This window comes from Larkinella knui, from assembly GCF_003858645.1.
Classification (GTDB): Bacteria; Bacteroidota; Bacteroidia; order Cytophagales; family Spirosomataceae; genus Larkinella; species Larkinella knui.
Window position 1 is genome coordinate 261,965 of sequence record NZ_RQJP01000004.1, and the last position, 25,044, is coordinate 287,008.

General features: G+C 53.8%; 19 protein-coding genes and 1 pseudogene. 18 read left to right on the top strand and 2 right to left on the bottom strand.

The window, feature by feature from the left end:
* Positions 1-78 precede the first annotated feature (78 nt).
* The 10 genes from EHT87_RS19520 to EHT87_RS19565 all read left to right on the top strand — a co-directional run bounded on the left by EHT87_RS19520 (position 79) and on the right by EHT87_RS19565 (position 14,727).
* Positions 79-1,587, top strand: coding sequence for a M20/M25/M40 family metallo-hydrolase (locus tag EHT87_RS19520; protein ID WP_124908346.1), 1,509 nt, complete (start codon positions 79-81; stop codon positions 1,585-1,587).
* A gap of 359 nt (positions 1,588-1,946) precedes the next feature.
* Positions 1,947-5,033 carry a SusC/RagA family TonB-linked outer membrane protein gene (locus EHT87_RS19525; protein ID WP_124908347.1) on the top strand — a complete coding sequence of 1,029 codons (3,087 nt, stop codon included), beginning with the start codon at positions 1,947-1,949 and terminating at the stop codon, positions 5,031-5,033.
* A gap of 21 nt (positions 5,034-5,054) precedes the next feature.
* A complete protein-coding gene (locus EHT87_RS19530; RefSeq protein WP_124908348.1) occupies positions 5,055-6,575 on the top strand; it encodes a RagB/SusD family nutrient uptake outer membrane protein in 1,521 nt (506 codons plus the stop codon).
* A 108-nt stretch (positions 6,576-6,683) separates the two neighbouring features.
* The gene (locus EHT87_RS19535) at positions 6,684-7,562 is read left to right on the top strand and encodes a helix-turn-helix domain-containing protein (protein WP_124908349.1); all 879 of its coding nucleotides are present in this window, start codon (positions 6,684-6,686) and stop codon (positions 7,560-7,562) included.
* Between the two features lie 75 nt (positions 7,563-7,637).
* On the top strand, positions 7,638-8,864 hold the full coding sequence (locus EHT87_RS19540) for an enolase C-terminal domain-like protein (protein ID WP_124908350.1): 1,227 nt from the start codon (positions 7,638-7,640) through the stop codon (positions 8,862-8,864).
* Between the two features lie 13 nt (positions 8,865-8,877).
* Positions 8,878-9,642 (top strand): SDR family NAD(P)-dependent oxidoreductase, encoded by a 765-nt coding sequence (locus tag EHT87_RS19545; protein ID WP_124908351.1) that lies wholly within the window; start codon positions 8,878-8,880, stop codon positions 9,640-9,642.
* 43 nt (positions 9,643-9,685) lie between these two features.
* Entirely contained in the window at positions 9,686-10,036 is a 351-nt protein-coding gene (locus tag EHT87_RS19550) for an L-rhamnose mutarotase (protein ID WP_124908352.1), read from the top strand.
* Positions 10,033-11,307 carry an L-fucose:H+ symporter permease gene (gene fucP, locus EHT87_RS19555; RefSeq protein ID WP_124908353.1) on the top strand — a complete coding sequence of 425 codons (1,275 nt, stop codon included), beginning with the start codon at positions 10,033-10,035 and terminating at the stop codon, positions 11,305-11,307. The genes EHT87_RS19550 and fucP overlap by 4 nt, the downstream gene beginning before the upstream one ends.
* 64 nt (positions 11,308-11,371) lie before the next feature.
* Positions 11,372-13,105: an alpha-L-fucosidase gene (locus EHT87_RS19560; RefSeq protein ID WP_124908354.1), complete on the top strand. Its 1,734-nt coding sequence runs from the start codon at positions 11,372-11,374 to the stop codon at positions 13,103-13,105.
* 173 nt (positions 13,106-13,278) lie between these two features.
* Positions 13,279-14,727, top strand: a complete 1,449-nt coding sequence (locus EHT87_RS19565; RefSeq protein ID WP_124908355.1) for a Gfo/Idh/MocA family protein — start codon at positions 13,279-13,281, stop codon at positions 14,725-14,727.
* Positions 14,728-14,794: 67 nt separating this feature from the next.
* On the opposite strand, the gene galK is transcribed toward EHT87_RS19565, so the two are convergent.
* Positions 14,795-15,967, bottom strand: coding sequence for a galactokinase (galK, locus tag EHT87_RS19570; protein WP_124908356.1), 1,173 nt, complete (start codon positions 15,965-15,967; stop codon positions 14,795-14,797).
* Positions 15,968-16,191: 224 nt separating this feature from the next.
* Between galK and EHT87_RS19575 the strand changes: the two genes are divergently transcribed.
* Positions 16,192-17,733 (top strand): YifB family Mg chelatase-like AAA ATPase, encoded by a 1,542-nt coding sequence (locus EHT87_RS19575; protein WP_124908357.1) that lies wholly within the window; start codon positions 16,192-16,194, stop codon positions 17,731-17,733.
* 6 nt (positions 17,734-17,739) lie between these two features.
* Here EHT87_RS19575 and recF read toward each other — a convergent pair whose 3' ends face one another.
* Complete coding sequence (gene recF, locus EHT87_RS19580) at positions 17,740-18,825, bottom strand: DNA replication/repair protein RecF (protein WP_124908358.1); 1,086 nt, start codon at positions 18,823-18,825, stop codon at positions 17,740-17,742.
* A gap of 169 nt (positions 18,826-18,994) precedes the next feature.
* On the opposite strand from recF, the gene pdhA reads away from it, so the two are divergent.
* The 7 genes and pseudogenes from pdhA to serS all read left to right on the top strand — a co-directional run bounded on the left by pdhA (position 18,995) and on the right by serS (position 25,043).
* On the top strand, positions 18,995-20,053 hold the full coding sequence (gene pdhA / locus EHT87_RS19585; protein WP_124908359.1) for a pyruvate dehydrogenase (acetyl-transferring) E1 component subunit alpha: 1,059 nt from the start codon (positions 18,995-18,997) through the stop codon (positions 20,051-20,053).
* 159 nt (positions 20,054-20,212) lie between these two features.
* The gene (locus EHT87_RS19590; RefSeq protein ID WP_124908360.1) at positions 20,213-20,914 is read left to right on the top strand and encodes a tetratricopeptide repeat protein; all 702 of its coding nucleotides are present in this window, start codon (positions 20,213-20,215) and stop codon (positions 20,912-20,914) included.
* Positions 20,915-21,047: 133 nt separating this feature from the next.
* Positions 21,048-21,545, top strand: a complete 498-nt coding sequence (gene ribH / locus EHT87_RS19595; RefSeq protein ID WP_124908361.1) for a 6,7-dimethyl-8-ribityllumazine synthase — start codon at positions 21,048-21,050, stop codon at positions 21,543-21,545.
* 111 nt (positions 21,546-21,656) lie between these two features.
* Positions 21,657-22,991, top strand: a complete 1,335-nt coding sequence (locus EHT87_RS19600; protein ID WP_124908362.1) for an aspartate kinase — start codon at positions 21,657-21,659, stop codon at positions 22,989-22,991.
* Between the two features lie 73 nt (positions 22,992-23,064).
* Positions 23,065-23,382, top strand: coding sequence for a nucleotidyltransferase domain-containing protein (locus EHT87_RS19605; protein ID WP_124908363.1), 318 nt, complete (start codon positions 23,065-23,067; stop codon positions 23,380-23,382).
* Positions 23,383-23,443: 61 nt separating this feature from the next.
* Positions 23,444-23,770, top strand: a pseudogene (locus tag EHT87_RS19610) (HEPN domain-containing protein); the annotation flags it as partial.
* A gap of 1 nt (position 23,771) precedes the next feature.
* Positions 23,772-25,043 (top strand): serine--tRNA ligase, encoded by a 1,272-nt coding sequence (gene serS / locus EHT87_RS19615; protein ID WP_124908365.1) that lies wholly within the window; start codon positions 23,772-23,774, stop codon positions 25,041-25,043.
* Position 25,044 lies beyond the last annotated feature (1 nt).

The following is a 25,044-nucleotide window of genomic DNA, read 5'->3' on the forward strand; positions in this document are numbered from 1 at the left end:
AACTTAAAGTTTTTTCTGGACTTACGTGGCATTCACCTTCTTTTTTGTTATTTTGAGGAGTTATCCGGTAATCCTGCTATGCGAAAAAAAGTTTACGTTTATCTGCTGCTTTCAGGCGGTATTTGTTTGCTGAGTGCCTACACACTGAAGAAATCCGTTCATCGGATTGACGAAGGACAATCTCGTCCGACGCTGGAAAAAGTATTCGAAAAAATTAATCAGGAAGTCCTGCAAAACAGCCGCGTATTTGAAACACTGACCGATGCCACGCAGCGAATCGGCCACCGGCTGACGGGCAGCGCCAACGGAAGCCGGGCGGAAGAATACACCTACAATCTGCTGAAACAATACGGCTATTCGGACACGAAATACGCGCCTTTCGAAGTGGAATCGTGGATGCGCGATACGGTTACGCTGGCGATTGTTCCGTATAAGAGTGATAATTTCCGTGATGTCGAAGTGGTAGCACTCGCCCATTCGCCGGTCGAAGCTCACGTTCAGGGTGAAATTATCGACATCGGTAACGGGCTGGAAGGCGATTTTGCGGCTTTGAAAGACCGGATAAAAGGAAAAGTTGCGCTGGTAAACATCGGGCTGGCGGCTCCGACAAAGGGTGCCCGGAATCTCCACCGCTCCGAAAAAACCGCCCTGGCCATTCAGCACGGCGCCATTGGCGTGATAATGGTCAATCTGGTGCCGGGCAATGTGTTGCTGACCGGAACGGCGTCTGTAACCGGCAAGCTTATTCCGGTTCCATCGGTTTGTATTTCACTGGAAAGTGGGCAGGAAATCCGGCAGTGGATGCAGGACCAGAAGAACCTGCACGCGGTGATCGACATGACCAACGTGAGCAAAAAAATCCGGGCGCGGAACGTGATTGCTACGCTCAAAGGAACCCAGTTTCCCGACGAGAAAATCATTATTGGCGGGCACCTCGACTCCTGGGACCTGGCAACGGGTGCCATCGACAACGGTATTGGCTCATTTTCGATTCTTGACATTGCCCGTACGTTCAAAGCGTTGAAAATCAAACCGAAGCGCACCATCGAGTTCGTCATGTTTATGGGCGAGGAGCAGGGTTTGCTCGGTTCACGCAGTCTGGTTGAAGATTTGAAAAAATCCGGCCAGCTGGATAAAGTGCGGTATATCCTGAATCTGGACATGACCAACGATCCCGGTGGTTTCAATGCGTTTGGCCGCAGCGAAATGGTTCCTTTCCTGACCGAAATTGGTGAAAAGATCAAACAGATCGAACCGGCTTTTCAGAATACGTCCACCAATCAGGCTGGGTTACACAGTGACCACCAGCCCTTTATGATGGAAGGCGTGCCGGTGGTGGGCATGAGTGGGCATCTGGACCGGAATGTGCTCGATTGCTACCACGCCAGTTGCGACAACATGAATCTGGTCAATAAAGACCAGTTGAAAAATACCGTTCGTTACTCGGCCATGTTGCTTTATGCCCTGGCGAACGCCGATGCGATTCCTACGCAGCGGATGGACGATACCAAAACGCGTGATTTCCTCATTGCGCAGGGCTTGCGGACACCGCTCCAAATTGCGAACGAATGGCGTTGGAAGGAATGATTTTCAACTATTCACGGTAAAACTATACCCGCCTGAACGCTGGCCGGATTTTGTCAATCCGGTTCGTGTCCACCAGCGTCTCTCAGTCATCGAACCATCCTGATTCCGCCGTCAATGCATCCCTGTGGGAGCTGACCGCCGGGATCGGGATGGTTTTTTAGTAAACCACCGCCCGGTCGGTTTCTTCTGCCCATCGTTTCCCCTGATTTTACGAGCTGTTCAGTTAGCCAAAGGCCATTTGGTAAGAAGTCAATTTTGTGTTGATTTTCGTCAACTATGTGATCAAAACCGCGACAAAACGAAGACAAATTTGCATAAAAGCAACAATAGCATTCCTACCCTACAAAATATTGCTAGTTATGCCAAACAATCTACCCTTGCAATGCTGGAATTTGCCTTTGAGCGGGTTGCTGCTCAGGCTCGGTATGCTTCTTCTGCTGTTCGCTTCGATCAACCCGGTACAAGCCCAGCAAGTGATTACGGTGAGTGGAACGGTTTCGGATTCCACCGGGACCACCCTGCCCGGTGTCAGCATTTTGATTGAAGGCCCGGGCAACCGGGGGACGACCACCAACGGAGACGGGAAATACACCCTGGAAGTCAACAGCACGGCTACGCTGGTGTTCAGCTACATTGGCTACAGTCCGCAGCGGGTGTCGGTGACCAATCGGAGCGTGATCAACGTCCGGATGGTACCGACGGAATCGAATCTGGACGAAGTGGTTGTGGTGGGGTATGGAACCCAGAAAAAGGTCAATCTGACGGGTGCCGTGGCTACCGTTTCGGGTGTTGAACTGGTGAAACGGCCCACGCCCAACATCCAGAATTTGCTACAGGGCCGCGTTCCGGGCCTGGATGTGGTGCAGGGAACCGGCCAGCCGGGGCGCGATAATGCCAATATCTCCATCCGGGGGCTGGGCTCCTTCGGAGCTTCGTCGGCTCCGCTGGTGCTGATCGACGGGGTCATTGGCTCGATCACCAACCTGTCGCCCGATGATGTGGCCGATGTCAGCGTGCTGAAAGATGCCGCTTCGGCCGCCATTTATGGGGCGCGAGCTGCCAACGGGGTGATTCTGGTTACGACCAAAAAAGGAAAAAAAGGCCAGAATACGCTGGAATACAGCACGAGTTATGGGCAGAGCGAGGCAACCCGGCTGCCGGATCTGGTTTACAACTCCGCACAATACATGGAACTGCGCAACCAGGCACACATCCGGGTGGGCCAGCCCGCGTTTTACACCCAGGCGCAAATCGATGCGTACCGGAATGCAACCGACCGCACCAAATATCCAAACTTCAACTGGATGGATTACGCCTTCCGGAAGGCTCCCATCGTCAATCACCACCTGGGTTTTTCCGGCGGAAGCGACAAATCGACTTTCAATATTTCGTTCAATTACCTGAATCAGAAGGGCGTTCTCGAAAAAAACGATTATTCCCGCTACAACGCCCTGTTCGATTACACGTCGCAGTTGCACAAGCGGGTTATGGTGGGTACCAACGTCAACTTTTCGTACCAGAACATCACCGAACCCTGGCAAACCAACGACGGTCTGGTGTTGATTGTGTATCACTCTGCCCCAACTTTTGGCCCGTATCTGCCCGACGGGTCCGGCCGGATTTCCAATACCGCCTATCAGGGCGAATCGGTTGGTCAGCGGAGTTATCCGTCGGTGGTGAACAACGGGGCGCAATACACCAAAAACTACAACGTCAACGCGCAGGCCTATGCCAACGTGGACGTGATGAAAGGCCTGCAATGGCAACTCAAGGGTGCCTTTACGTATTTTAACCAGGATTACCGGAATCACCAGTTCGGCGTTCCGACCTATTATTACCAGCCCAACGACAAAGGCGAATACGTGTATGTCGACAATTCGAGTCCGAGCTATTTAGGTGTAAATCAGCAATTCTCCCAAAGCCTGACCAAAACGTTTTATACGACGCTCAATTACGACACCAAAATTGGCACGAATCACGGTATTACCGCGCTGGTGGGCTACGAACAACAGAACAACACGAGTCCGTCGCTGAGTGGTGCCCGACGCAATTTTCCCAACAATACTCTGATCGAACTGAATGCCGGGTCGGCGCAGGGACAAAGCACGGGCGGAACCACCACCGAGTGGGCGTTGCAGTCGGTATTTGGCCGGATTAACTACAACTTCAGGGAGAAGTATTTGCTCGAAGCCAATGCCCGCTACGATGGCACCTCGCGGGTGAGTGAAGCCAACCGATGGGGGTTGTTTTCGGCGGTATCGGCCGGGTGGCGGGTTTCTGAAGAAGATTTCCTGAAAAACAAGGTTTCCTGGCTCAGCAACCTCAAACTGCGGGCGTCGCTGGGAACGCTGGGCAATCAGGAAATCGGGAATTATCCGTATCAGGATATCCTCGGGTTGACGTCGTATCCGTTCGGGACGTCGCTCAATCAGGCGGCCCAGTTGAACCGACTGACCGACAAAAACCTGCAATGGGAGAAAACCAAAGTGACTGATATCGGGCTGGATGTTGATCTGTTCAATGGCAAACTGGGCGCGACGGTGGACTGGTATAAAAAAGAAACGAGCGGGATTCTGGCCGTGCGGCAGGACGTTCCGGCCAGCGTCGGGCTGGGTGCGCCCACGACCAATGCCGGAGCGATGGTGAACAAGGGCTGGGAAGTTGAACTCCGGCATCAGAACCGGGTTGGCGATTTCTCGTACGGGGCCAACGTGCTGTTCTCGGCCTACCGCAATAAAGTGACGCGGGTTCTGGCCCCCAACCGGGGCGTTTTCGAAGTCGGCTTGCCCTACAACTCCATTTTTATCTATGAATGGATCGGTATTTTCCAGAGTCAGGATGAAATCAACGCATCGCCCAAACAACCCAACTCCGGCAACGTGCGGCCCGGTGACCTGAAAATCAAGGATCAGGACGGCAACGGAACCGTGGGGCCGGAAGATCGGATCAGCATCAACCCGTTTCCCAACTACACCTACTCGTTCGGGCTGAATGCGGGCTGGAAAGGCTTCAACCTCACTGCTTTTTTTCAGGGTGTTCAGGGCCGGAAGCTCTACGTAACCGGCTGGGGCATCGAACCCTTCGGGCAGGGAGCCCCACCGCCCACCAAATACCTGAATGCCTGGACACCCGAAAACCACAGTACGACGGTCCCGGCCGTTTACCTCGACCGCGTCAGTTACCCCGGTGTGCAGGGTTATCCGTCGACGTACTTTTTGCAGGATGCGTCTTATCTGCGCCTGAAGAACGTGTATTTGTCGTACACGCTTCCCCGAAAACTCCTCGACCGGCTTCACACCCGGGGGCTGATCGTCTATTTCTCCGCGGATAATTTGCTCACGTTCACCAAGTACGAAGGATCGGACCCCGAACGGGCCAGTGGCGGAAATTTCGCCCAGTTCCCGCAGCTACGCATTCTGACCGGTGGCCTGAACATCAAATTCTAATCGCCCAAAACGAAACGCAGTATGAAAAATAAACTTTCCCGTATTGGATTGGGACTGAGCGTATTCCTGATGACGCTGACTTCCTGCCAGAACGATTTTCTGGATAAAAATCCGTTGGACAGCATTTCCAGTGCCACCTTCTGGGCAAACGAAGACGACGTAAACATGGCGCTGGCCGGGGTCTATGCCCGGTTGCGGGGCGGTTTTTTCGGCTACCGGCGTCCCTGGCTCGATTGCTATTCCGACAATGCTTATGACCGGTTCAATTACTACAATTTTCAGAACCTGACGCAGGGAATTGTCAACAACACCAACGTCAACAGCGCGTTCTACGACGTGCCGTATCAGGGAATTGCGTCCAGTAACTTTTTTCTGGATAATGTCGACAAAGCGCCCATTCCGGATGCCCGCAAGAATGTTGTCAAGGCGGAAGCGCGGTTTCTGAGAGCTTTGTTTTATTACGATCTGGTGATGTCGTTCGGTGGCGTCGTGATCTACAAAAGCCTGCCGGCCACGGTAGACGCTTCCAAAGTCAAACAGAGCACAAAGGCGGAGGTGCTGGCTTTCATTCAGGAAGACCTGGATTTTGCCATTGCCAACCTGCCCGAAGCCAAGTATGACGGACATGCCGTGAAAGGAACGGCGATGGGATTGAAAACCCGGGTGCTGTTGGTTCAGGAAAAATGGGCCGATGCCGCTGCGCTGGCCAAACAGATCATGGATGCCGGTACGTTCAGCCTCGCACCGAGCTACAAAGGGCTGTTTCTGACGGCCACCCAGAACGGAAATCCGGAGATCATGTTCTCGACCAAGTTTCTGGCACCCAACAATTACCACGGCGATTTTGCCGGATCAGATGTCGAACTCGGCTGGTGGGGAGCCATCAATGTCTACGCGAATCTGGCGGAGGAATACGAGATGAAAAGCGGAAAAATGATCACCGAGGCCGGTTCGGGCTACGATCCGGCCAATCCGGGGGCCAACCGCGATCCCCGGCTTGCGGCCACCGTTCGGGTTCCCGGCGAGAAATACATCAATCCGGACGGAACCGAGTTTCTGTATTCCGATGTGCCCCAGACGCCCTACATGATGAAAAAATACATCGACTTCTCGCGCCTGCCTTTTGGCTACACCAAAGCCAATCTGACGGACCAGAACATCGTCCATCTGCGGTATGCCGACATTTTGCTGATGTATGCCGAAGCCAAAAATGAAGCGACCGGCCCCGACGCCAGCGTGTATGCCGCCCTGAACCAGATTCGGGCCCGGCCCGACGTGGCCATGCCGCCGGTTAACCAGACGGTTTACAACACGCAGGCCAAACTCCGGGATTTTATCCGCCACGAACGCCGGGTCGAACTGGCGCTGGAAGGCTACCGGTATTTTGACCTCAAACGCTGGAAAACCATCGAGGCCCGTCTGGCCACCGTCAAAAATCCGGCCGGTCTTCCGCTCAAATTTGGCGAGAAAAATTACGTTCTGCCTTTTCCGCAAACCGAGCTGGACCGGAACCGCCAACTGGTTCAGAATGAGGGCTATTGAGTTGGCAAACCTTTCTGTTTCGCAGAATCGGGTGGTTTCCGGGTGGTAATTACGTATTTTTAGTAGCAAGAGTAGAGTTGGCAATCATCCAGAAACCCTACCGATCCGATGAAACCCGTTCAGGCCATCTTAAGCGACAATGCGTCGGCCAACAAAATCTTTCTGACCAAAGAAATTGTGCAGCCCTTTTTTTCGACCGAGTTCCATTTCCACCGCGAGTGCCAGCTGGTGTATGTGGTCGAAAGTTCGGGGCAGCGGATTGTGGGCGACAGCGTCGAGCATTTTGAGCACGGTGAGCTGGTTTTTCTGGGGTCGAACGTCCCCCACGTCTGGCACAACGAGAAAAAATACTTTGAGGGAAGCGGTCAGTTTCATGCGCATTCGATGGCCATGTACATTTCGCCGGATCAGCTTCTGGAGGCTCTGGCCGGTTTCGGTACTAAACCGGCTGTGGAGAGCTGGCTGGTGAAAGTTCGTCGGGGCATTATTTTTCAGGGAAAAACCAAAGAAAAACTCGTCGAGCTTCTGAAGGAAACGTTTCGGCAGGACGGAATCGGCAAAATCGTTGCGTTCCTGAACATGCTCGATACCATGATGCACGCGTCGGAATACCGCCTGCTGTCCAGTCCGAATTATGTCAATAGCTATTCCGAAAACGACCAGCACCGAATGGATAAACTGTTCAAATTCATTTTTACCAATTTTAAGCGGGATATTCCCCTCCGGGAAATCGCGTCTCTGGCCAATATGAATGAATTTTCCTTTTGCCGGTATTTCAAAAGCCGGACTCAGAAACCGTTCACGCTTTTTGTCAACGAGCTACGGATCGGCCATGCCTGCAAGCTGATTCAGGAAAAAAACTGGACCATCGACCACCTCGCCTACGAATGTGGATTCAACAATGTGACGCATTTTAACCGGCTTTTCAAGCGGGTCAAGGGCATCACCCCGAAGGCGTATCGCAAGCAGCTCGTTTCTTTTTCCTGAAAGCTAACTAACTCATAATCAAATCAATCCAGATTAATATCGGCCGTTGTAAAACCCGGCATTTGCCTTCCTCGTATGCATATTCAGTCCGTAACAACCCGCGACCGGCGCTTTACCCTGGCCGATGGGGCCGGGTCCGATGCCATCCATCGTACTCCTCAATATTCCTACGCCGTTTGTGTGCTGAAAACCGATGCGGCCACCGAAGGAATCGGGCTGGCGTTTACGCTGGGCGCCGGTAACGACCTGGTTTGCCGGGCCATCGACTACCTGTCGGAGCCGCTGGTGGGGCGCGAGATCGAAGAACTGATGGCCGACTTCGGCACCACCTACCGCGCGCTGGCCGATTCGCCTTCGTTACGCTGGCTGGGGCCGCACAAAGGCGTGGTGCATCTGGCCCTGGCCGCCCTCGTCAATGCCTGTTTCGACCTGTGGGCCAAGTCGCGCCAGCTTCCGCTCTGGAAACTGCTCCTGGATCTTTCGCCCGAAGCGTTGGTAAATACGCTGGATTTAAGCTATCTGGAGGATGTACTGACGCGCCGGCAGGCCATCGATCTGTTGACGAAGTCGCAGGCTACGCGCTCGTGCCGGGAGAACGTGCTGAAAACCGGGTACAAAGGCTACGATACGTCCGTGGGCTGGTTTAATTTTTCAGATGAACGCATCGTAGCGAATACGAAAACAGCGATGGATCGCGGATTCACGGCGTTGAAACTGAAGGTTGGCTCCACTGATCCGCAGCGTGACCTCCGGCGGGCGGAACTGATTCGGGAAACGGCGGGCGATGCGGCTACCATCATGCTCGATGCGAACCAGCGCTGGAATGTGCCCCAGGCGCTGACGATCTGCCGCGAACTGAGCCGGATCAACCCCTTCTGGATCGAAGAACCGACGCACCCCGACGATGTGCTGGGCCACCGGGCCATTGCCGATGCCATGGCACCCTACAAAGTAGCCACGGGCGAACACATTCCCAACAAAGTCATTTTCAAGAACTTCCTGCAGGCCGGAGCCATGGCGTTCTGTCAGGTCGATGCCGTTCGCGTGGGCGGAATCTCGGAGTTTCTGACGGTTAGCCTGCTGGCCAAACAGCTGAATATTCCGGTGGTGCCGCACGTGGGCGATATGGGGCAGATTCATCAACACCTGGTGCTGTTCAACCACATCGGTATGGAACACGAAAACCTCTTTCTGGAACATATTCCGCATTTACGACCGTATTTTACCCATCCCGCCGACCTGGTCCGGGGGTATTACCAGGTGCCGCAGGAACCCGGCAGCAGCAGTGATCTGATCGACTAATTCCGTACCAGTAATGACTCAACTAACGGGTAAAGTTATATTTTTGACAGGTGGTGCTTCGGGCATTGGGGAAGCCTGCGCCGACGCCTACGTCCGGGCCGGAGCCTCCCTGTTTGTGATGGATCGTGACGAAACCGCGCTGGCAACCCTGCTCGACCGGCTGGGCAGCGAACACGCCGGAATGGTCGGCGAGGTGCAGCGGGGAGCATCAGTCCAAAAAGCCATGGAGCAGGCGTTGGACCGTTTCGGGCGGATCGATGTCATTCACAACAACGCGGGAATCGCCAGCCCGTCGAAACCGCTGGACGAAACGAGCGAGGATGAATGGGATGCGTTGCTATCCGTGAACCTGAAAAGTGTCTACTGGACCACCCGGTATGGGCTTGAATTCCTGAAGGCAACCCGGGGTTGCATTTTGAACACCAGCAGTCTGGTGGGCGAACTGGGTCAGGCCAACCACGCGGCATACGTTGCCACCAAAGGCGGTATGAACGCCCTGACGAAAGCCATGGCGCTGGATTATGCCCCGTTTGGCATTCGCGTCAATGCTATTGGCCCGGCGGGAGTCTGGACGCCCATGCTCCGTATCTGGGCGGCTCAGCAACCCAATCCGGCGACTATTGAAACGTATCTGGACGACATTCACGCGCTGGGCTACTGCCCCGAAGGCGACGTAATTGCCGACGCAGCGGTATTTCTGGTTTCGGATGCCGCCCGGTTCATCACGGGTTGCATTCTCCCGGTAAGTGGTGGTGCCGAATTAGGGTACCGGCGATGAAGAAAAGAAACTATAATCCATTCAGCAATCGCTAACGACCCGTATGCGCACCTGTTTTGCCCTTGACCTGAAAAATGACCCGGCGCTGATCGCGCAGTATGACCAGTACCACCGCCCCGATCACATCTGGCCCGAAATACCGGCGGGCATTCGGGCGGGCGGTATTCTGGACATGCAGATTTACCGGATTGGCACCCGCCTGTTCATGATCGTTGAAACCCCCGACGAGTTGAGCGTCGAGCAGGCATTTCGGAAAATTGGCGATTTCCCCCGGCAGGCCGAATGGGCGGTTTTGATGGGCCGGTTTCAGCAACGCCTGCCGGAAGCGCAGCCCGGCGAACACTGGGCCGAGATGCAGCCGGTCTTTGTCCTCAGCGATACCGCCACGCCATGAAATCGACCTCCGCACCCCGCTTTGTCGTTCCGCTGCTGGCTGTGATGAGCCTGATGTTTATCTGGAACCTGAGCCGCAACATCAACGATGTCCTGATTCCGCACCTGAAACGAGCCTGTCAGCTGACGGATTTGCAATCGTCGCTGGTGCAGTCGGCGTTTTTCGGCGGGTATTTTCTGCTGGCGTTGCCGGTTGGTCAGTTTATCCGGCGATTTGGCTACCGGGCGGGAATGGTTACGGGTTTGCTCACGGCGGCTGCGGGGGCGCTGTTGTTTTTTCCGGCGGCCGAAACCCGGTATTACCCGCTTTTTCTGACGGCTTTGTTCATCATGGCGGCCGGTTTTACGCTGCTGGAAGTGACGGCGACGCCGTACATTTCGGTGCTGGGCGCACCCGAACGGGCTTCCAGCCGGCTTAGTCTGGCCGCTGCGGTTGGTTCGCTGGGTGCCACACTGGGGCCGTACCTCGGTGCGCGGTTTCTGCTCCACGCGGAGGATATTCCCGAAACCGCCATTCGCGCCTACAATACCGTCGAACGAGCCGCCTTTTTTAACGCCGAAGCGCAGTTGGTGAAACTACCGTACCTGAGTCTGGCGGTTTTATTCGGGGTGCTGGCGGTGGCGTTGTGGTTCATCAAACTGCCCTCCATTCAGGAAAAAGGCGAGTCGGCGGTGCGGCTGGTTCATCTTTTCCGGTTTCGCCATACCGTGCTGGGGGCGCTGGGCGTGTTCTGTTACCTCGGGGCCGAAGTTGGGATTGTGAGTTTTTTAATTCGGTATGCCAAGTCGCAACAGTTACCAGGATTAACCGAACAGAAAGCCGCCCTGTTCATCACGCTGTTCATGGGACTGGTGCTGGTGGGTCGGCTGGCGGGTGCCTGGGTGTTGCAGCGCATCGATCCGCCCCGGCTGCTGACGGTTTGTGCCGCCGGGGCCATGCTCCTGGTTACGGCTTCCGTGCTGACGAGCGGATATGTTTCGGTGTATCTGCTGGCCTGTGTGGGTTTGGGCACGTCCGTCATGTATCCGATCCTGTTTACCCTCAGCATCAAAAACCTGGGAGCGTACACAAAAAGTGGCTCGTCGCTGATTATCATGAGCATCGTGGGTGGTGCCATCGTGCCGCCGTTGATGGGACTGATTTCCGATGCGCAGGGCATTCGGCTGGCGTTCACCGTACCGGTTTTGTGTTATGCCTACATCGTTTACTACAGTTTGCGCGGCCATGTCACTGCCACACCCATCCGGGTTGAGGTTCCGGCGTCCGGGTAAACCCCTAAAAACCGTCAGCCGAATACATCTTGACAACCTGAATCAACTTTTCAATTTCCAGACAATGAAACTAAAATTCCGTTTCCTGATGCTGCTGTTCGCGGCCAGTCAAACCCTCGTTGCGCAATCGACTTTGTCGCAGGACCAGCGGCTGCAATGGTGGCGCGATAGTCGCCTGGGCCTGTTTATTCACTGGGGACCGGTTTCGCGCATCGGCAAGGAAATCAGCTGGTCGCGGAAGGGATACGGACCCAGCCGCTATGATTCGCTGTATTTGCAGTTCAACCCAACGCGCTTCAACGCCCGCGAGTGGGTGAAAATGGCCAAAGCCAACGGCTTCAAATACATCGTTCTGACGGCCAAACACCACGACGGTTTTTGTTTGTGGAATACCCGGACCACGTCCTACAACGTGATGTCGTCGCCGTTTGGCCGCGATGTTTGCAAAGAACTTGCCCAGGCGGCTCACGACGAAGGAATGCCCATTGGCTGGTATTTTTCGGTGGCCGACTGGAAAGACCCCGATTGCCGGAATCCGGCCACCAACGGGCAGTTTGCCGATCGGGTGCTGAAACAGGTCAACGAACTGCTGACCAACTACGGAACCATCAGCCTGCTCTGGATTGATTACGAAGGGTGGCCCAGCCCGGTTGAACCCAAAAAAGTGTATGACCTGGCCCGTCGCCTTCAACCCCGCATCATCATCAACAACCGGCTCGAACCCTTCACGCCCGACGAGTCGCACGCGTATCTAGGCCAGTATGCCGACTACACCACGCCCGAAGGTTTTGTGGCTGGTTACGGAGCCATTCCGTGGGAAACCTGCACCAACATGGGCCACCAGTGGGCCTGGCGCTTTGGCGATTCACCCCGTTCACTGCCCGAATGCGTGCAAACGCTGGTGCGCTGCGTGGGCGGCAATGGCAACCTGCTGTTCAACATCGGGCCGGATAGTACGGGCGTCTTCCCGGCTTCGTTTGTAACCCGGACTCAGGAAATGGGTACCTGGATTAACCGACACGCGGACGCTCTTTACAAAACGCGCGGTGGGCCCTATACGCCAGCCACCGATTACGTCAGTGCCTACCGGGGCAATACCGTCTACCTGTTCCTGTTTTCCAAACAACCGGGCGAAATTCGGCTGCCGCCCCTGGCTGCGAAGGTCAAAAGTGCCCGGTTGCTGAACGGTGCGCCCGTGGGTGTAAACCAGCAAACCGCCGACCTTCGCCTGACGATTCCGGCGATGGACACCGACGGCGTGGCAACCGTCGTGGCTTTAACGCTGGATAAACCCGCCGAATCGCTGGGGCAAATCAGGCCGTTTTCGACCACCAACGCCCTTTCGTACGGCAAAAGAGCCCGGGCTTCGAGTGCGATCGGCCCCTTTTTGCACGATGCCTCAGTCGCCGTCGACGACAATCCGGCTACATTCTGGAAAATGGGCCGACGAACCGATGTGAATTTCGATGCGTATTATGGCAAGAATATTCATTACTTCTCCGATTCGGTGATGAACCTGTATCAGCATGCCGGCTGGCTGGAAGTGGATCTGGGTAAACCGCAGACGGTCAGCCGGATTGCCGCGAGTGAATACGGGAATGAGAAGTCCAAAATCAATGCCTTCTCCATCCAATACGAAAAAAACGGGCAGTGGGTCACGCTGGCGCAGGATACCACCATGAATACCTGGTCGAAAACGATTGAGCCTGTTCAGGCGCAGAAATTCCGGCTTGTCATTCAGGATTCACAGGGCTATCCGGGCGTCCGGGAATTTCAGGTGTTTGGCGATGGAAAGTAAGCCGTTTTTGAATCAGGAAAGGGGCCATAGCGAAAAGCCAGACTTATTTTGGGACCGTACTAGCCCAATCCGGCGGTTTTTCCGTATTCATTTTATCCTTGTTTCTTGACGGTCAATGGAATGTGTCCAGCAAAAAACGGGGATGAATTTTCTTCTTTCTAAACCCCTTTTTTATGGAAGACAACCCCTCAACTGCGGAGAATTCCGGCCGTCGGAATTTCCTGAAAACATCGTCACTGGCTGCCACCTCGTTTATGATCGTTCCCCGGCACGTGCTCGGAAAAGGCTTCATTGCCCCCAGCGACAAGCTGAACATTGCCGGTATTGGCGTGGGCGGCAAAGGCAAGAGTGACCTGGCGGCTTTTGCAAAGAGTCCGAATGTCAATATTGTCGCGCTGTGCGATGTGGATGACCGTCAGGCGGTTGAATCCCGCGCCCGGTTTCCGAAAGCGCCGTATTACAAGGATTTTCGGGAAATGCTGGCCAAAGAACGTAAGAACATCGATGCCTGCTCCATTTCGACGCCCGACAATACCCACGCCGTGGCAACCCTGGCCGCGATGCAACTGGGCAAGCACGTGTATACCCAAAAACCGCTGACGCACGACATTTACGAATCGCGGATTCTGGGGCAGGCGGCTAAAAAATACAAGGTAATCACCCAGATGGGCAACCAGGGCGGTTCGGGCAACGGCGTTCGCCGGATGAAAGAAATCTACGATGCCGGAACCATTGGCGAGGTGCATAAAGTGCTGGCCTGGACCAACCGCCCGGTTTGGCCGCAAGCCGTTCCAACCGATCAGTCGTTCGAGATTCCGAAAGAGCTGGACTTCGATCTGTGGCTGGGACCCGCCAAAAAAGTGCCGTATAACCAGTCGTATCTGCCCTGGAACTGGCGGGGCTGGTGGCCGTATGGAACGGGCGCGCTGGGCGACATGGCCTGCCACATTCTGGACCCGGTTTTCCGGATTTTGCCGCTCGATTACCCCAATTCGGTGGAATGCAGCGTGGCCGGAACCTGGACATTTACGCTCCGGGAACAGGATCACAACCCCGACTGGACGCCGTTCTCGTCGTCGATTCACCTGAATTATCCCCGGAAAGACAACAAGGGCGACATTAAACTAAGCTGGTACGACGGTGGCATTCTGCCCGAACTCCCGGAAGAATTGTTGCCGGGCGAAGCGTTTGGCAATTCCGACGGCGGGGTGTTGTTCATCGGGTCAAAAGGGAAACTGATGGCCGACTGCTACGGTGCGAATCCGCGTCTGCTGCCGTTGAAAGCCAATGAGTCGATCAACATCCCCGAAACGATTGCCCGCGTACCGAACGAAGATCACTATCTGCAATGGGTCGATGCCTGCATCGCCGGGTATGGCAAAGGCGTCACCAGTTCGCCGTTCGAATATGCCGCGCCGTTTGCCGAAAGCATTCTGATTGGCAACCTGGCCCTGCGGAGCTGGATGCTGCGCGACAATCCGACGGCTAAGAAAACCGCCGATAAATACAACGGCCGGAAAAAGCTGTTGTGGGATGCCGCCAATATGAAAATCACGAACTACGACCCGGCCAATCAGTATGTGAAGCGCGACTACCGCGAAGGCTGGAGTCTGGTGGTGTGATGGTTTTACGAGTATGCTTTGCCGCTGACAGCGGTCGAAGACCCTGTCAGCGGTTTTGAAGGGATTTTCACACCTCCAGCACCGAGGTCCCGTCCGTAATCCGTACCGGATAGCATTTTAGTTCGATGTGAAACGCTTCCTCATAAGCCATACTCATGCGGGCAACAAAGGCGTCGGCGGCTTCGCGGGCAACGATGTTGATGGTACAACCGCCAAAACCGCCCCCCATCATGCGCGCTCCCAAAACCGCATCGTCCGGCCGCGTCTGGTCGACCAGAAAATCCAGTTCGGGGCAGCTGACCTCGTAATCGTGCTGCAAACCGGCGTGGGTTTCGTACATCTTTTTGCCAAAAGCCGCCAGGTCGTTCTGCAGTAAAAATTCGCACGCTACCCGGACGCGCCGAATCTCTTCGGTAACATACCGGCAACGCTGGTAGACCTTCCCCGGCATTTCGTCGCGGTGCGCATCCACCAGTTCCGTCGACGCATCGCGCAGCAGGCGAATGTCGGGTTTGTATTTTTGCAAAATGGCAACACCGGTTTCGCATTCCTGCCGCCGGGTGTTGTATTCGCTGTCGCCGAGGGAGTGTTTCACGCCCGTATCGCACAGAATCAGGACGTAATCGGTGGTCAGGAACGGGAAATATTCGTGGTGCAGTGATTTACAATCCAATTGAATAACGGACTGGTCGCGCCCGAACATGGACGCAAACTGATCCATGATCCCGCAATTGACGCCGACAAACTGATTTTCGGCCCGCTGGCTCAGTTTCACCATATCGAGGGTCGAAACGCCCAGGCTAAACAGTTTGTTCAGGCCGAACGCCAGCCCGCACTCCAGCGCAGCCGACGACGACAAACCCGCCCCGGATGGAATGTTTCCGCCAAAAACCAGCTCAAAACCGCCGGGAAAGTACCCGGCTTTCTGCAACTGATCGACCACGCCCATCAGGTAATTCGGCCAGCCCAATGGCGATTGCGTAAAATCGTCAAGATCAAACGAAAACGACTGGTTTACATTTTCGGCAACGATGCGGCCCGTTCGGTCGGTGCGCCGGGCGATGGCAAAAACGATTTCTTTATCGATGCTGGCCGGCAACACCAGTCCGCCGTTGTAATCCGTATGTTCGCCCAGCAGATTGATCCGGCCCGGTCCACGGACCAGCAACGCCGGCTCGCGGTTAAATTCCTTGCGAAAAATAGCCTCGATTTGATGAACGTAAGCGGCTTGAGCAATCATGATGCGAGTGTTAAAAATACATTTCCTGACAGAGAACCAATTTCACTCCAAATTTTGCCCCCTTTTTAGAGTTTACAAACAGGCGGGCCGGAAATCTGGCAATTCTGGCCAAAATTCCGGGTAATCAACCGATCGGAACGAAGAAAGAATTTTCGTTTTTCCTGTATCCTTTCGGTTGGTTACTCGTCTAACAGGGTAACAACCATAACCGAACCCTGGTTTTCATGCTGGCAAAAACCTATGGAAGCGCTGTTCACGGCGTTGGCGCAACCATTATCACCATCGAAGTAACGGTTGCGCAGGGCCTGCATTTTTTCATGGTCGGCCTGCCCGACAGCGCCGTCAAAGAAAGTGAACAACGGGTCGAATCGTCCCTGAAATATTTTGGCTACCGGATGCCCCGGCAAAAAGTCGTCGTCAACCTGGCACCGGCCGACATTCGCAAAGAAGGCTCTTCCTACGATCTGCCGATCGGACTCTGTGTGCTTCAGGCATCGGAGCAAATCACGCTCGAACGCAATCTGGAAGACTACGTTATTATGGGCGAATTGTCGCTCGATGGCAAGTTGCGGCCTATCAAAGGCGTTTTGCCAATTGCCATCGAAGCCCGCAAGCGCGGTTTTAAAGGATTCATCTTGCCCGCCGAGAACGCACCGGAAGCCGCCATCGTCAACAATCTGGACGTGATTGGTGTCGAAACGATGATGGACGCGGTCGAGTATTTTGAAGGAAAAAAAGAAATCACCCCGCTCATAACCGATACACGGGAGCTGTTTACCACTAGCCAAAACGCCTATGACGCCGATTTTGCCCACGTTCAAGGGCAGGAAAACATCAAGCGGGCGATGGAAATTGCGGCTGCCGGGGGCCATAACGTGATTATGATTGGTCCGCCGGGGGCCGGAAAAACCATGCTGGCGAAGCGACTGCCCAGTATTCTGCCGCCCCTGTCGTTGCACGAAGCGCTCGAAACCACCAAGATTCATTCCGTAGCGGGCAAACTGGGCCACCGCGCCACACTGATTGCCACGCGCCCCTTTCGGTCTCCGCACCACACCATCAGCGATGCGGCTTTGGTGGGTGGCGGTAGTTTTCCGCAACCCGGCGAGATCTCGTTGTCGCACAACGGCGTTTTGTTTCTGGACGAACTGCCGGAGTTCAAACGAACGGCGCTGGAGGTGATGCGCCAGCCGCTCGAAGAACGGAAAGTGAGCATTTCGCGCGCCAAATGGGCGGTGGAGTTTCCGGCCAATTTTATGCTGATTGCCAGCATGAATCCGTGTCCGTGCGGGTATTATAACCATCCCGAAAAGGAGTGCGTTTGCGGACCAGGCGTGGTGCAGCGGTATTTGAATAAAATCAGCGGGCCGCTGCTGGATCGCATCGACCTGCACGTGGAAGTGACGCCGGTTTCGTTCGACCAGATGACCGCCAACCGTCCCTCGGAAGGCAGCGAAACCATTCGCGAACGCGTGATCCGGGCGCGGGAAATCCAGACGAAGCGGTTTGGCGAGCAGTCCGGTATTTATTCCAACGCCATGATGCCGTCGCAAATGGTGAAGGAAGTCTGCGTTATTAGTCCGGCGGGGTTGACGTTGCTAAAAACCGCTATGGAACGGCTCGGTTTGTCGGCCCGCGCCTACGACCGGATTCTGAAAGTCTCGCGCACGATTGCGGATCTGGCGGGCGCTGAACACATCGAAATTGAGCACCTAGCGGAGGCCATTCAATACCGGAGCCTGGACCGGGAAAATTGGGCGGGGTGATTGGCCTCACCCTTCCGTCCGAAAATACGCCACATCGGCTTTCACCGACGTCAGCAGTTCGCGCGTCCGGTCGGGGCGGGCATCGGTAATGAAAATCTGGCCGAAGGTGTGGTGCTCCATCAGCGTGATGAGTTTGTCGATCCGGCGGTCGTCGAGTTTGTCGAAAATATCATCCAGCAACAGCATCGGTTTTACGCCTTTTTCGGCTTGTAACTGCTCAAACTGCGCCAGTTTCAGGGCAATGACAAACGTTTTTTGCTGGCCCTGCGAACCGAATTTCTTCAGGGCGACGCCGTTGGCTTCGAATACGTAATCATCTTTATGAACGCCCTTGTTGGTGCGCTGTAACTGAATATCGCGCTGGCGGTTTCGGCGAAAATCCTTCGGAAACTCTTCGTTGCCCACTTCGGATTCATAGATAATATCGACGGCTTCGCGGGCGTCGCTCAGGTAGGCGTAGTGTTTTTGAACAATGGGCAGAAAGTCGCCGATGAACTGCTTCCGGCGTTGGTAAATGCGCCCGGCCAGTTGCAGCAGCGGTTCGTTGTAGGTTTCCAGGAGTTCTTCGTCCAGGTAATTCCGCTCGGCAAACAGCTTCAGGGTGCCGTTGCGCTGTTTCAGGATCTGCTGGTAGAACAGGTAATCGCGGAGGTAGTCGGCATCCAGTTGCGACAGGACGCCGTCGAAGAAATGCCGCCGTTCCTCGCTGTGTTCCCGCACCAGGTCGGTATCGTTCGGTGCCAGCATCACCACCGGAAACCGGCCGATGTGGTCACTGATGCGTTCGTACGGTTTTTTGTCCGACAACAGCACCTTCCGTTGTCCGCGCTGCAGGCTGCAGGTAATCTGGGTTGGTTTGTCATCATGCCGGAAAATACCGTCAATGATAAAGAAATCGCTCTGGTGGTGAATACTCAACGCATCCTGATTGTGAAAAGCGCTTTTGCTCAGCGACAAAAAATAGACGGCGTCGAGCAGATTGGTTTTTCCGCTTCCGTTCGGTCCAACGATGCAATTAATCTGTTCACTAAATGTAAAACTCCCTTCCTCGTAATTTTTGAAGTTGGTCAGGTTGAGTTTTTCCAAATACATCGGTATGGTTGTTAGCAGGAATTGCGTATTTTCGCGGCATCGTGGTGGTAACAGCCACGTGTTTAAGCAACAAAGATACAGGTCGTTTGTTACGTTAAGACCGGTTCCCTGTATCGCACAACGATTTCCGTTTTATTCGGTTATCCTTTTTTTACGCCCAACGAACTCTATGGCAAGTGTAAAGGAAAAATCTAAGCCGGGCGACGCTTCGCCGGGCGACGCAACGCCAGCCGCTGCAAAAGCCAAGCATCCTAAAGAACGCTACCTGTACTGGTACGAGTCAATGATGCTGCAACGTAAATTTGAAGAAAAAGCCGGTCAGCTCTACGGGCAACAGAAAATCCGCGGTTTCTGTCACCTCTATATTGGGCAGGAAGCCTGCTCGTCAGGGTCGTATTCGGCTCTGACCAAAGATGATAAATGGATTACGGCCTACCGCGACCACGGTATTCCGCTGGCGCTGGGTTCCGACCCCAAAGCCATTATGGCCGAGTTATTTGGCAAGCAAACCGGCTCGTCGAAAGGCAAAGGCGGTTCGATGCACATTTTCGATAAGTCGGTCAATTTTATGGGCGGTCACGGGATTGTGGGCGGCCAGATTCCGATGGGAGCGGGCATCGCTTTTGCTGAAAAATACAACAAGACCACGAATCTTTGTATCTGTTTCATGGGCGACGGGGCCGTGCGCCAGGGCTCGTTCCACGAAACGCTGAACATGGCCATGACGTGGAAACTGCCGGTTATTTTTGTGGTGGAAAACAACGGCTACGCAATGGGAACGTCCGTGGCCCGTACGTCCAACGTAACGGATCTCTACACGCTGGGTGAAGCCTACGACATGCCGTCGGAACCGGTCGATGCCATGAGCGTAGAAGCCGTGCACGAAGCCGTTAGCCGGGCCGCCGACCGCGCCCGCAAAGGCGAAGGCCCAACCTTCCTGGAGTTCCGGACGTATCGTTACCGGGGGCACTCGATGTCCGATCCGCAGAAATACCGGACGAAAGACGAACTGGAGCAATACAAACAACGTGACCCGATCGAAAATGTCCGGGCAACGATTCTGAATGAGAAATTAGCGACCGAAGATGATCTGGCCGCGATCGACCAGAAAATCAAAGGCCTTGTGGACGAGTCGGTCAAGTTTGCCGAAGAGTCGCCGTATCCGGCACCCGAGGAAGCGTTCAAGGATGTCTACATGCAAAAAGACTATCCTTTTATCCTGGAATAAGGACTAAAGGAGAAACCGAGGAAGGAAAGAGCGGAAAAAGAAAGTAGTCACACATCAGATTCCTTTTTCCGCTCTTTCCTTCCTCTTTATTTTGTCTTTCTTCTTTCTATTATCCAGAGATTTACTAAATTTGCAGTCCGAAATTTTGGATAATTATAAATGAGTAAGACACAAACAAACTCCAAACTGGAGTTTCTGGAAGATCCCACTGCATTGGCGGGTTCGTTAGGGAAGGCGGAGTTGTTTTTTGAGAAAAACCAGAAGGTGGTTCTTGGTCTGCTGGGCGCTATTGTTCTGGTCGTTGCCGGTTTTATCGGCTACCGGTATTGGGTGAGCAGCCAGGATCAGGAAGCGCAAACGGCGATGTTTCCATCGGTATACGAGTGGGAATCCGATTCCCTGAAAAAAGCATTGAACGGCAATGGTGCCAACGAAGGTCTGGTTGCCATTGCGGATGAATATAGCGCGGCACCGGCGGGTAACCTGGCTAATTTTTACGCCGGCGTGGCATTGCTGAAACAAAGCAAGTTTGATGATGCCATTGAAAAACTAAAGAACTTCAGTTCTTCCGATTTGCTGGTGCAAGGACGTGCGTATGCCCTTATTGGTGATGCGTACATGGAAAAGAAAGCCTACAGTGACGCCATCGACTATTACAAAAAAGCGGCTGATTACAAGCCCAATCAATATTTCACCCCTGCTTACCTGATCAAGCTGGCTCTGGCGTATGAGCAAAACAAGCAAAACCAGGAGGCAATCGACACGTACAGCTCGATTATCGATAAATACCCAACCTCTTCGGAAGCGGCTACCGCCAAGAAGTATAAATCGGTATTGGAAAGCACGGTCGGTGAGTCGTAAGCAGCGTTAGTTAATCATTGCGAAAGGACAAAGCCGACCGGGGTTTTGTCCTTTTTTTATACTATGATCACCGTAATCATAGTCCCATTCTCATCATAGCCTATCCTTTTAATCACTGTAATCAGCGTTCCTAATGGCATCCGAATTAAAAAACTTAAGCGTTTTTTCGACCGATCATCTTCCCGACATCAGCCGCCATCGGTTCGCCATTGTTGTGGCCGAGTGGAATGCCGAAGTGACGGAAGCGTTATTTGAAGGCGCTTACCAGACGTTGTTGAACTACGGAGCCGTTGCCGACAACATCGTCCGCGGTAACGTTCCGGGGAGTTTCGAATTGAGCCTGGGCGCGCAATGGTTTGCCCAACGAACCGAAATTGACGCGGTTATTGCACTGGGCTGCGTGATTCAGGGCGAAACCAAACACAACGATTACATCAACCACGCCGTGGCACAAGGTCTGACGAATGTCGGTCTGCAAACCGGAAAACCGATCATTTTCGGTGTTCTGACACCCAACAACCAGCAGCAGGCCCTCGATCGGGCGGGCGGTATTCACGGCAACAAAGGCGACGAAGCCGCCATGACCGCCATCAAAATGTTAGGATTACAGCAACAAGTGTATAGTTTATAATCATCTAATTTTGAATGATAAAATGAGTGAATGAGTAACTAGCTCCGCCAAATATCTGCTCTCTGCGAAGCTATTCACTCATTCGCTCATTCACTCATTTACTCATTACATATGCAAGTCTGGAAATTTGGCGGAACCTCCGTTGGCAAGCCCGAACGGATGCACTCGATTCGCAACCTGATTACCTCCGATGATCAGCAAAAGATCATCGTCCTGTCGGCTTTGTCCGGTACCACCAACGCGCTGTTGTCCATTGGCGAATCCCTGAAGTCGGATCAGCCCAACGAAGCGGTTGAGAAAATCGAGCACCTGAAGGCGCACTACGATTCGTTCGTTCGCGAGTTGTACAAGACCAACGAAGGGCTAACCAAGGGACAGAAAATCATCGAAAACGAATTCTCATTCATTCGGTCGCTGACGCGCATCAAGCCGTTTACGTTGAAGCAGGAAAAAGAACTGGTAGCCGAAGGCGAGTTGCTGAGCACCCAGATGTTTCAGGCGTACCTGGAAGAACTGGAGCACGATTCGATTCTGCTGCCAGCACTGGAATTTATGCGGATCGACGCCGACGGCGAACCCGAACTGGATTATACGGAACGAAAACTCCGGGAATTGCTGCGGGCGCATGGTGATAAGAAAATCATTGTCACTCAAGGCTTTATCTGCCGGAATCCGCGGGGTGAGGTCGACAACCTGAAACGGGGGGGCTCCGACTATACGGCTTCGCTGATTGGCGGAGCCATCCGGGCCGAAGAAATCCAGATCTGGACCGACATCGACGGCATGCACAACAACGACCCGCGGATTGTCAAGAAAACCTTCCCGATCCGGGCGTTGACGTTTGAAGAAGCCGCCGAGCTGGCGTATTTTGGGGCGAAAATCCTGCACCCGTCCACCATTACACCCGCCAAAATGTTTGGTGTTCCGGTTCGGTTGAAAAACACGATGGACCCCGATGCGGAAGGGACGCTGATTGCCAGCAAAACGTCCGATCAGGTCTTTAAGGCCATTGCGGCCAAAGACAGCATTACGGCCTTGTACATTCATTCGCTGCGGATGCTGAATGCCTACGGTTTTCTGCGCCGGATTTTTGAGGTGTTTGAAAAATACAAAACGCCGGTCGATCTGATTGCGACCTCGGAAGTATCAGTTTCGGTGACGATCGACAAAACCGATAATCTCACGGAGTTGATGGCCGAACTGCGGACCTTCTGCGAACTGGAAGAACCGGACTACGACCAGGCCATTATCTGCATTGTCGGTAATTTCAGTGCCGACCAGGCCGGTATTGCCTTGCAGGTTCTGAAGGCGATGGAAGGCATTCCGATCCGGATGATTTCGTACGGGGGTACGGAACACAACATCTCGCTGCTCGTTCACGGTCGTTACAAAGCCGAAGCGCTGAATGCGTTGAACGAAGGGCTGTTTGAGCTGAAAGAAGCCTGAAAAGCGCAAAAGACCGGGTAGGTTTTTAAAACCTACCCAGTCTGGCTAATTTTGTACCCAAACCGCTGTGGCCATGAACCGTCTTACTAATAAAGTATTTCTGCAAAAGGTCAAAGAAACCGTGCACGCGGTTGATCCACAGGCGGATGTCTATCTGTTTGGGTCACGGGCGCGGGGGGATCACCGCAAGGATTCGGATTGGGATATTCTGGTACTTACTCAGAAAAAATTAGACCTTAATTTGAAGTACACACTTCTTGATACATTGACTGAATTGGAACTTAAAACAGCCAAAGTAGTCAATCCGGTTATTCGCTACAAACCGGATTGGCCAAATTATGAAGTAACTCCGTTCTATCAAAATATCAAAGAAGAAGGTGTACAGTTATGACGGAAGAAGAAAAAAAAGCCATTATTACCTATCGAATCAATAGAGCTATGAAACGCTAAACGATGCAAAAGTGCTCATTGCAGTTGAAGGATGGAATAGTGCTGCTAATCGGCTTTATTATGCTTCTTTTTACATGGTCGTTGCTTTGATGGCTCAGGAAGGAATTAAAATTTCTTCTCACAGCGGAGCTAAACAAATGCTTGGACAGCATTACGTCAATACCGGGCGCTTAGATTCGTGGGTAAGTAAGGTCTACGGCCGTTTATTCAATGCCAGGCAGGATGGAGATTACGGCGATTTTGAGCAATTTGAAGCTCAGGAAATTTTACCTCTTTTGGAACAAACTGAACAATTCATAGCTGCTGTTCGGCAGTTATTACCCGAATAACATGCTCCAACTTTCATTCATCCGCGAAAATAAAGAAGCCACGCTGGCGGGGCTGAAAAAGAAACGGTTTGCCAATGCCGAAACCGCCGTCGAACAGGTGCTGGCGCTCGATCAGCAACGGCGCGAGGCCCAAAAAGAACTGGAAGATGTGCTGGCCCGCTCCAACGCCAAAGCCAAAGAAATCGGGGCCTTGATGAAAGCTGGTCAGAAAGCTGAAGCGGATGCCGCCAAAGCCGAAACCGCCGAACTGAAAACGCGCTCGAAAGAACTGGAAGACAGCCTGAAAACCGCCGAGCAGCAATTGCAGGAGGTGTTGGTGACGCTTCCAAATTTGCCCCACAGCAGCGTTCCAGAAGGCCGTACGCCCGAGGAAAACGAAGTGGTGCTGCAAAACGGCGAAATCCCGGTTTTGCCCGAAAGCGCCTTGCCGCATTGGGAATTGATCAAAAAGTACGAGATTATCGACTTTGAACTGGGCAATAAAATCACCGGGGCTGGTTTTCCGGTATACCGGGGAAAAGGGGCGCGGATTCAGCGGGCGATGATTAATTTCTTCCTGGACGAAGCCCTGAAAGCCGGTTATTTCGAGATTCAGCCGCCGATCCTGATCAACGAGGATTCGGGTTTCGGAACGGGTCAGCTGCCCGACAAGGAAGGCCAGATGTATTTCGCCACGGAAGATAAACTGTACCTGATTCCAACGGCAGAAGTACCCATCACGAACCTGTACCGCGACGTTATTTTGTCAGACAATCAGTTGCCCGTCCGAAACGTCGGTCACACGCCGTGTTTCCGGCGCGAAGCGGGTTCCTGGGGTGCCCACGTCCGCGGACTGAACCGGCTGCATCAATTCGATAAGGTGGAGATTGTCCAGATCCGCAAGCCGGAAGAATCGTATCAGGCGCTGGAAGATATGAGCCGGTATGTACAATCGCTATTGCAGAAGCTGGAACTGCCATATCGCGTCCTGCGGCTTTGTGGGGGCGATATGGGTTTTGCTTCCGCCCTAACCTACGACATGGAAGTGTGGTCGGCGGCCCAGCAACGCTGGCTGGAAGTCAGTTCGGTGTCCAACTTTGAAACCTTTCAGGCGAACCGGCTGAAACTCCGGTATCGGGTCGAGGGGAAAACGCAACTGCTGCACACGCTGAACGGTTCGGCGCTGGCGTTGCCCCGGATTCTGGCGGCTATTCTGGAGAATAACCAGACGCCGGAAGGGGTCCGGATTCCGAAGGTGCTGGTGCCATATTGCGGTTTTGAGCTGATTAACTAAA

Bases quoted from the DNA above. Each gene is read 5' to 3' on its own strand.
- EHT87_RS19520 (WP_124908346.1), top strand. From the start codon at position 79: ATGCGAAAAAAAGTTTACGTTTATCTGCTGCTTTCAGGCGGTATTTGT.
- EHT87_RS19525 (WP_124908347.1), top strand. From the start codon at position 1,947: ATGCCAAACAATCTACCCTTGCAATGCTGGAATTTGCCTTTGAGCGGG.
- EHT87_RS19530 (WP_124908348.1), top strand. From the start codon at position 5,055: ATGAAAAATAAACTTTCCCGTATTGGATTGGGACTGAGCGTATTCCTG.
- EHT87_RS19535 (WP_124908349.1), top strand. From the start codon at position 6,684: ATGAAACCCGTTCAGGCCATCTTAAGCGACAATGCGTCGGCCAACAAA.
- EHT87_RS19540 (WP_124908350.1), top strand. From the start codon at position 7,638: ATGCATATTCAGTCCGTAACAACCCGCGACCGGCGCTTTACCCTGGCC.
- EHT87_RS19545 (WP_124908351.1), top strand. From the start codon at position 8,878: ATGACTCAACTAACGGGTAAAGTTATATTTTTGACAGGTGGTGCTTCG.
- EHT87_RS19550 (WP_124908352.1), top strand. From the start codon at position 9,686: ATGCGCACCTGTTTTGCCCTTGACCTGAAAAATGACCCGGCGCTGATC.
- fucP (WP_124908353.1), top strand. From the start codon at position 10,033: ATGAAATCGACCTCCGCACCCCGCTTTGTCGTTCCGCTGCTGGCTGTG.
- EHT87_RS19560 (WP_124908354.1), top strand. From the start codon at position 11,372: ATGAAACTAAAATTCCGTTTCCTGATGCTGCTGTTCGCGGCCAGTCAA.
- EHT87_RS19565 (WP_124908355.1), top strand. From the start codon at position 13,279: ATGGAAGACAACCCCTCAACTGCGGAGAATTCCGGCCGTCGGAATTTC.
- galK (WP_124908356.1), bottom strand. From the start codon at position 15,967: ATGATTGCTCAAGCCGCTTACGTTCATCAAATCGAGGCTATTTTTCGC.
- EHT87_RS19575 (WP_124908357.1), top strand. From the start codon at position 16,192: ATGCTGGCAAAAACCTATGGAAGCGCTGTTCACGGCGTTGGCGCAACC.
- recF (WP_124908358.1), bottom strand. From the start codon at position 18,825: ATGTATTTGGAAAAACTCAACCTGACCAACTTCAAAAATTACGAGGAA.
- pdhA (WP_124908359.1), top strand. From the start codon at position 18,995: ATGGCAAGTGTAAAGGAAAAATCTAAGCCGGGCGACGCTTCGCCGGGC.
- EHT87_RS19590 (WP_124908360.1), top strand. From the start codon at position 20,213: ATGAGTAAGACACAAACAAACTCCAAACTGGAGTTTCTGGAAGATCCC.
- ribH (WP_124908361.1), top strand. From the start codon at position 21,048: ATGGCATCCGAATTAAAAAACTTAAGCGTTTTTTCGACCGATCATCTT.
- EHT87_RS19600 (WP_124908362.1), top strand. From the start codon at position 21,657: ATGCAAGTCTGGAAATTTGGCGGAACCTCCGTTGGCAAGCCCGAACGG.
- EHT87_RS19605 (WP_124908363.1), top strand. From the start codon at position 23,065: ATGAACCGTCTTACTAATAAAGTATTTCTGCAAAAGGTCAAAGAAACC.
- serS (WP_124908365.1), top strand. From the start codon at position 23,772: ATGCTCCAACTTTCATTCATCCGCGAAAATAAAGAAGCCACGCTGGCG.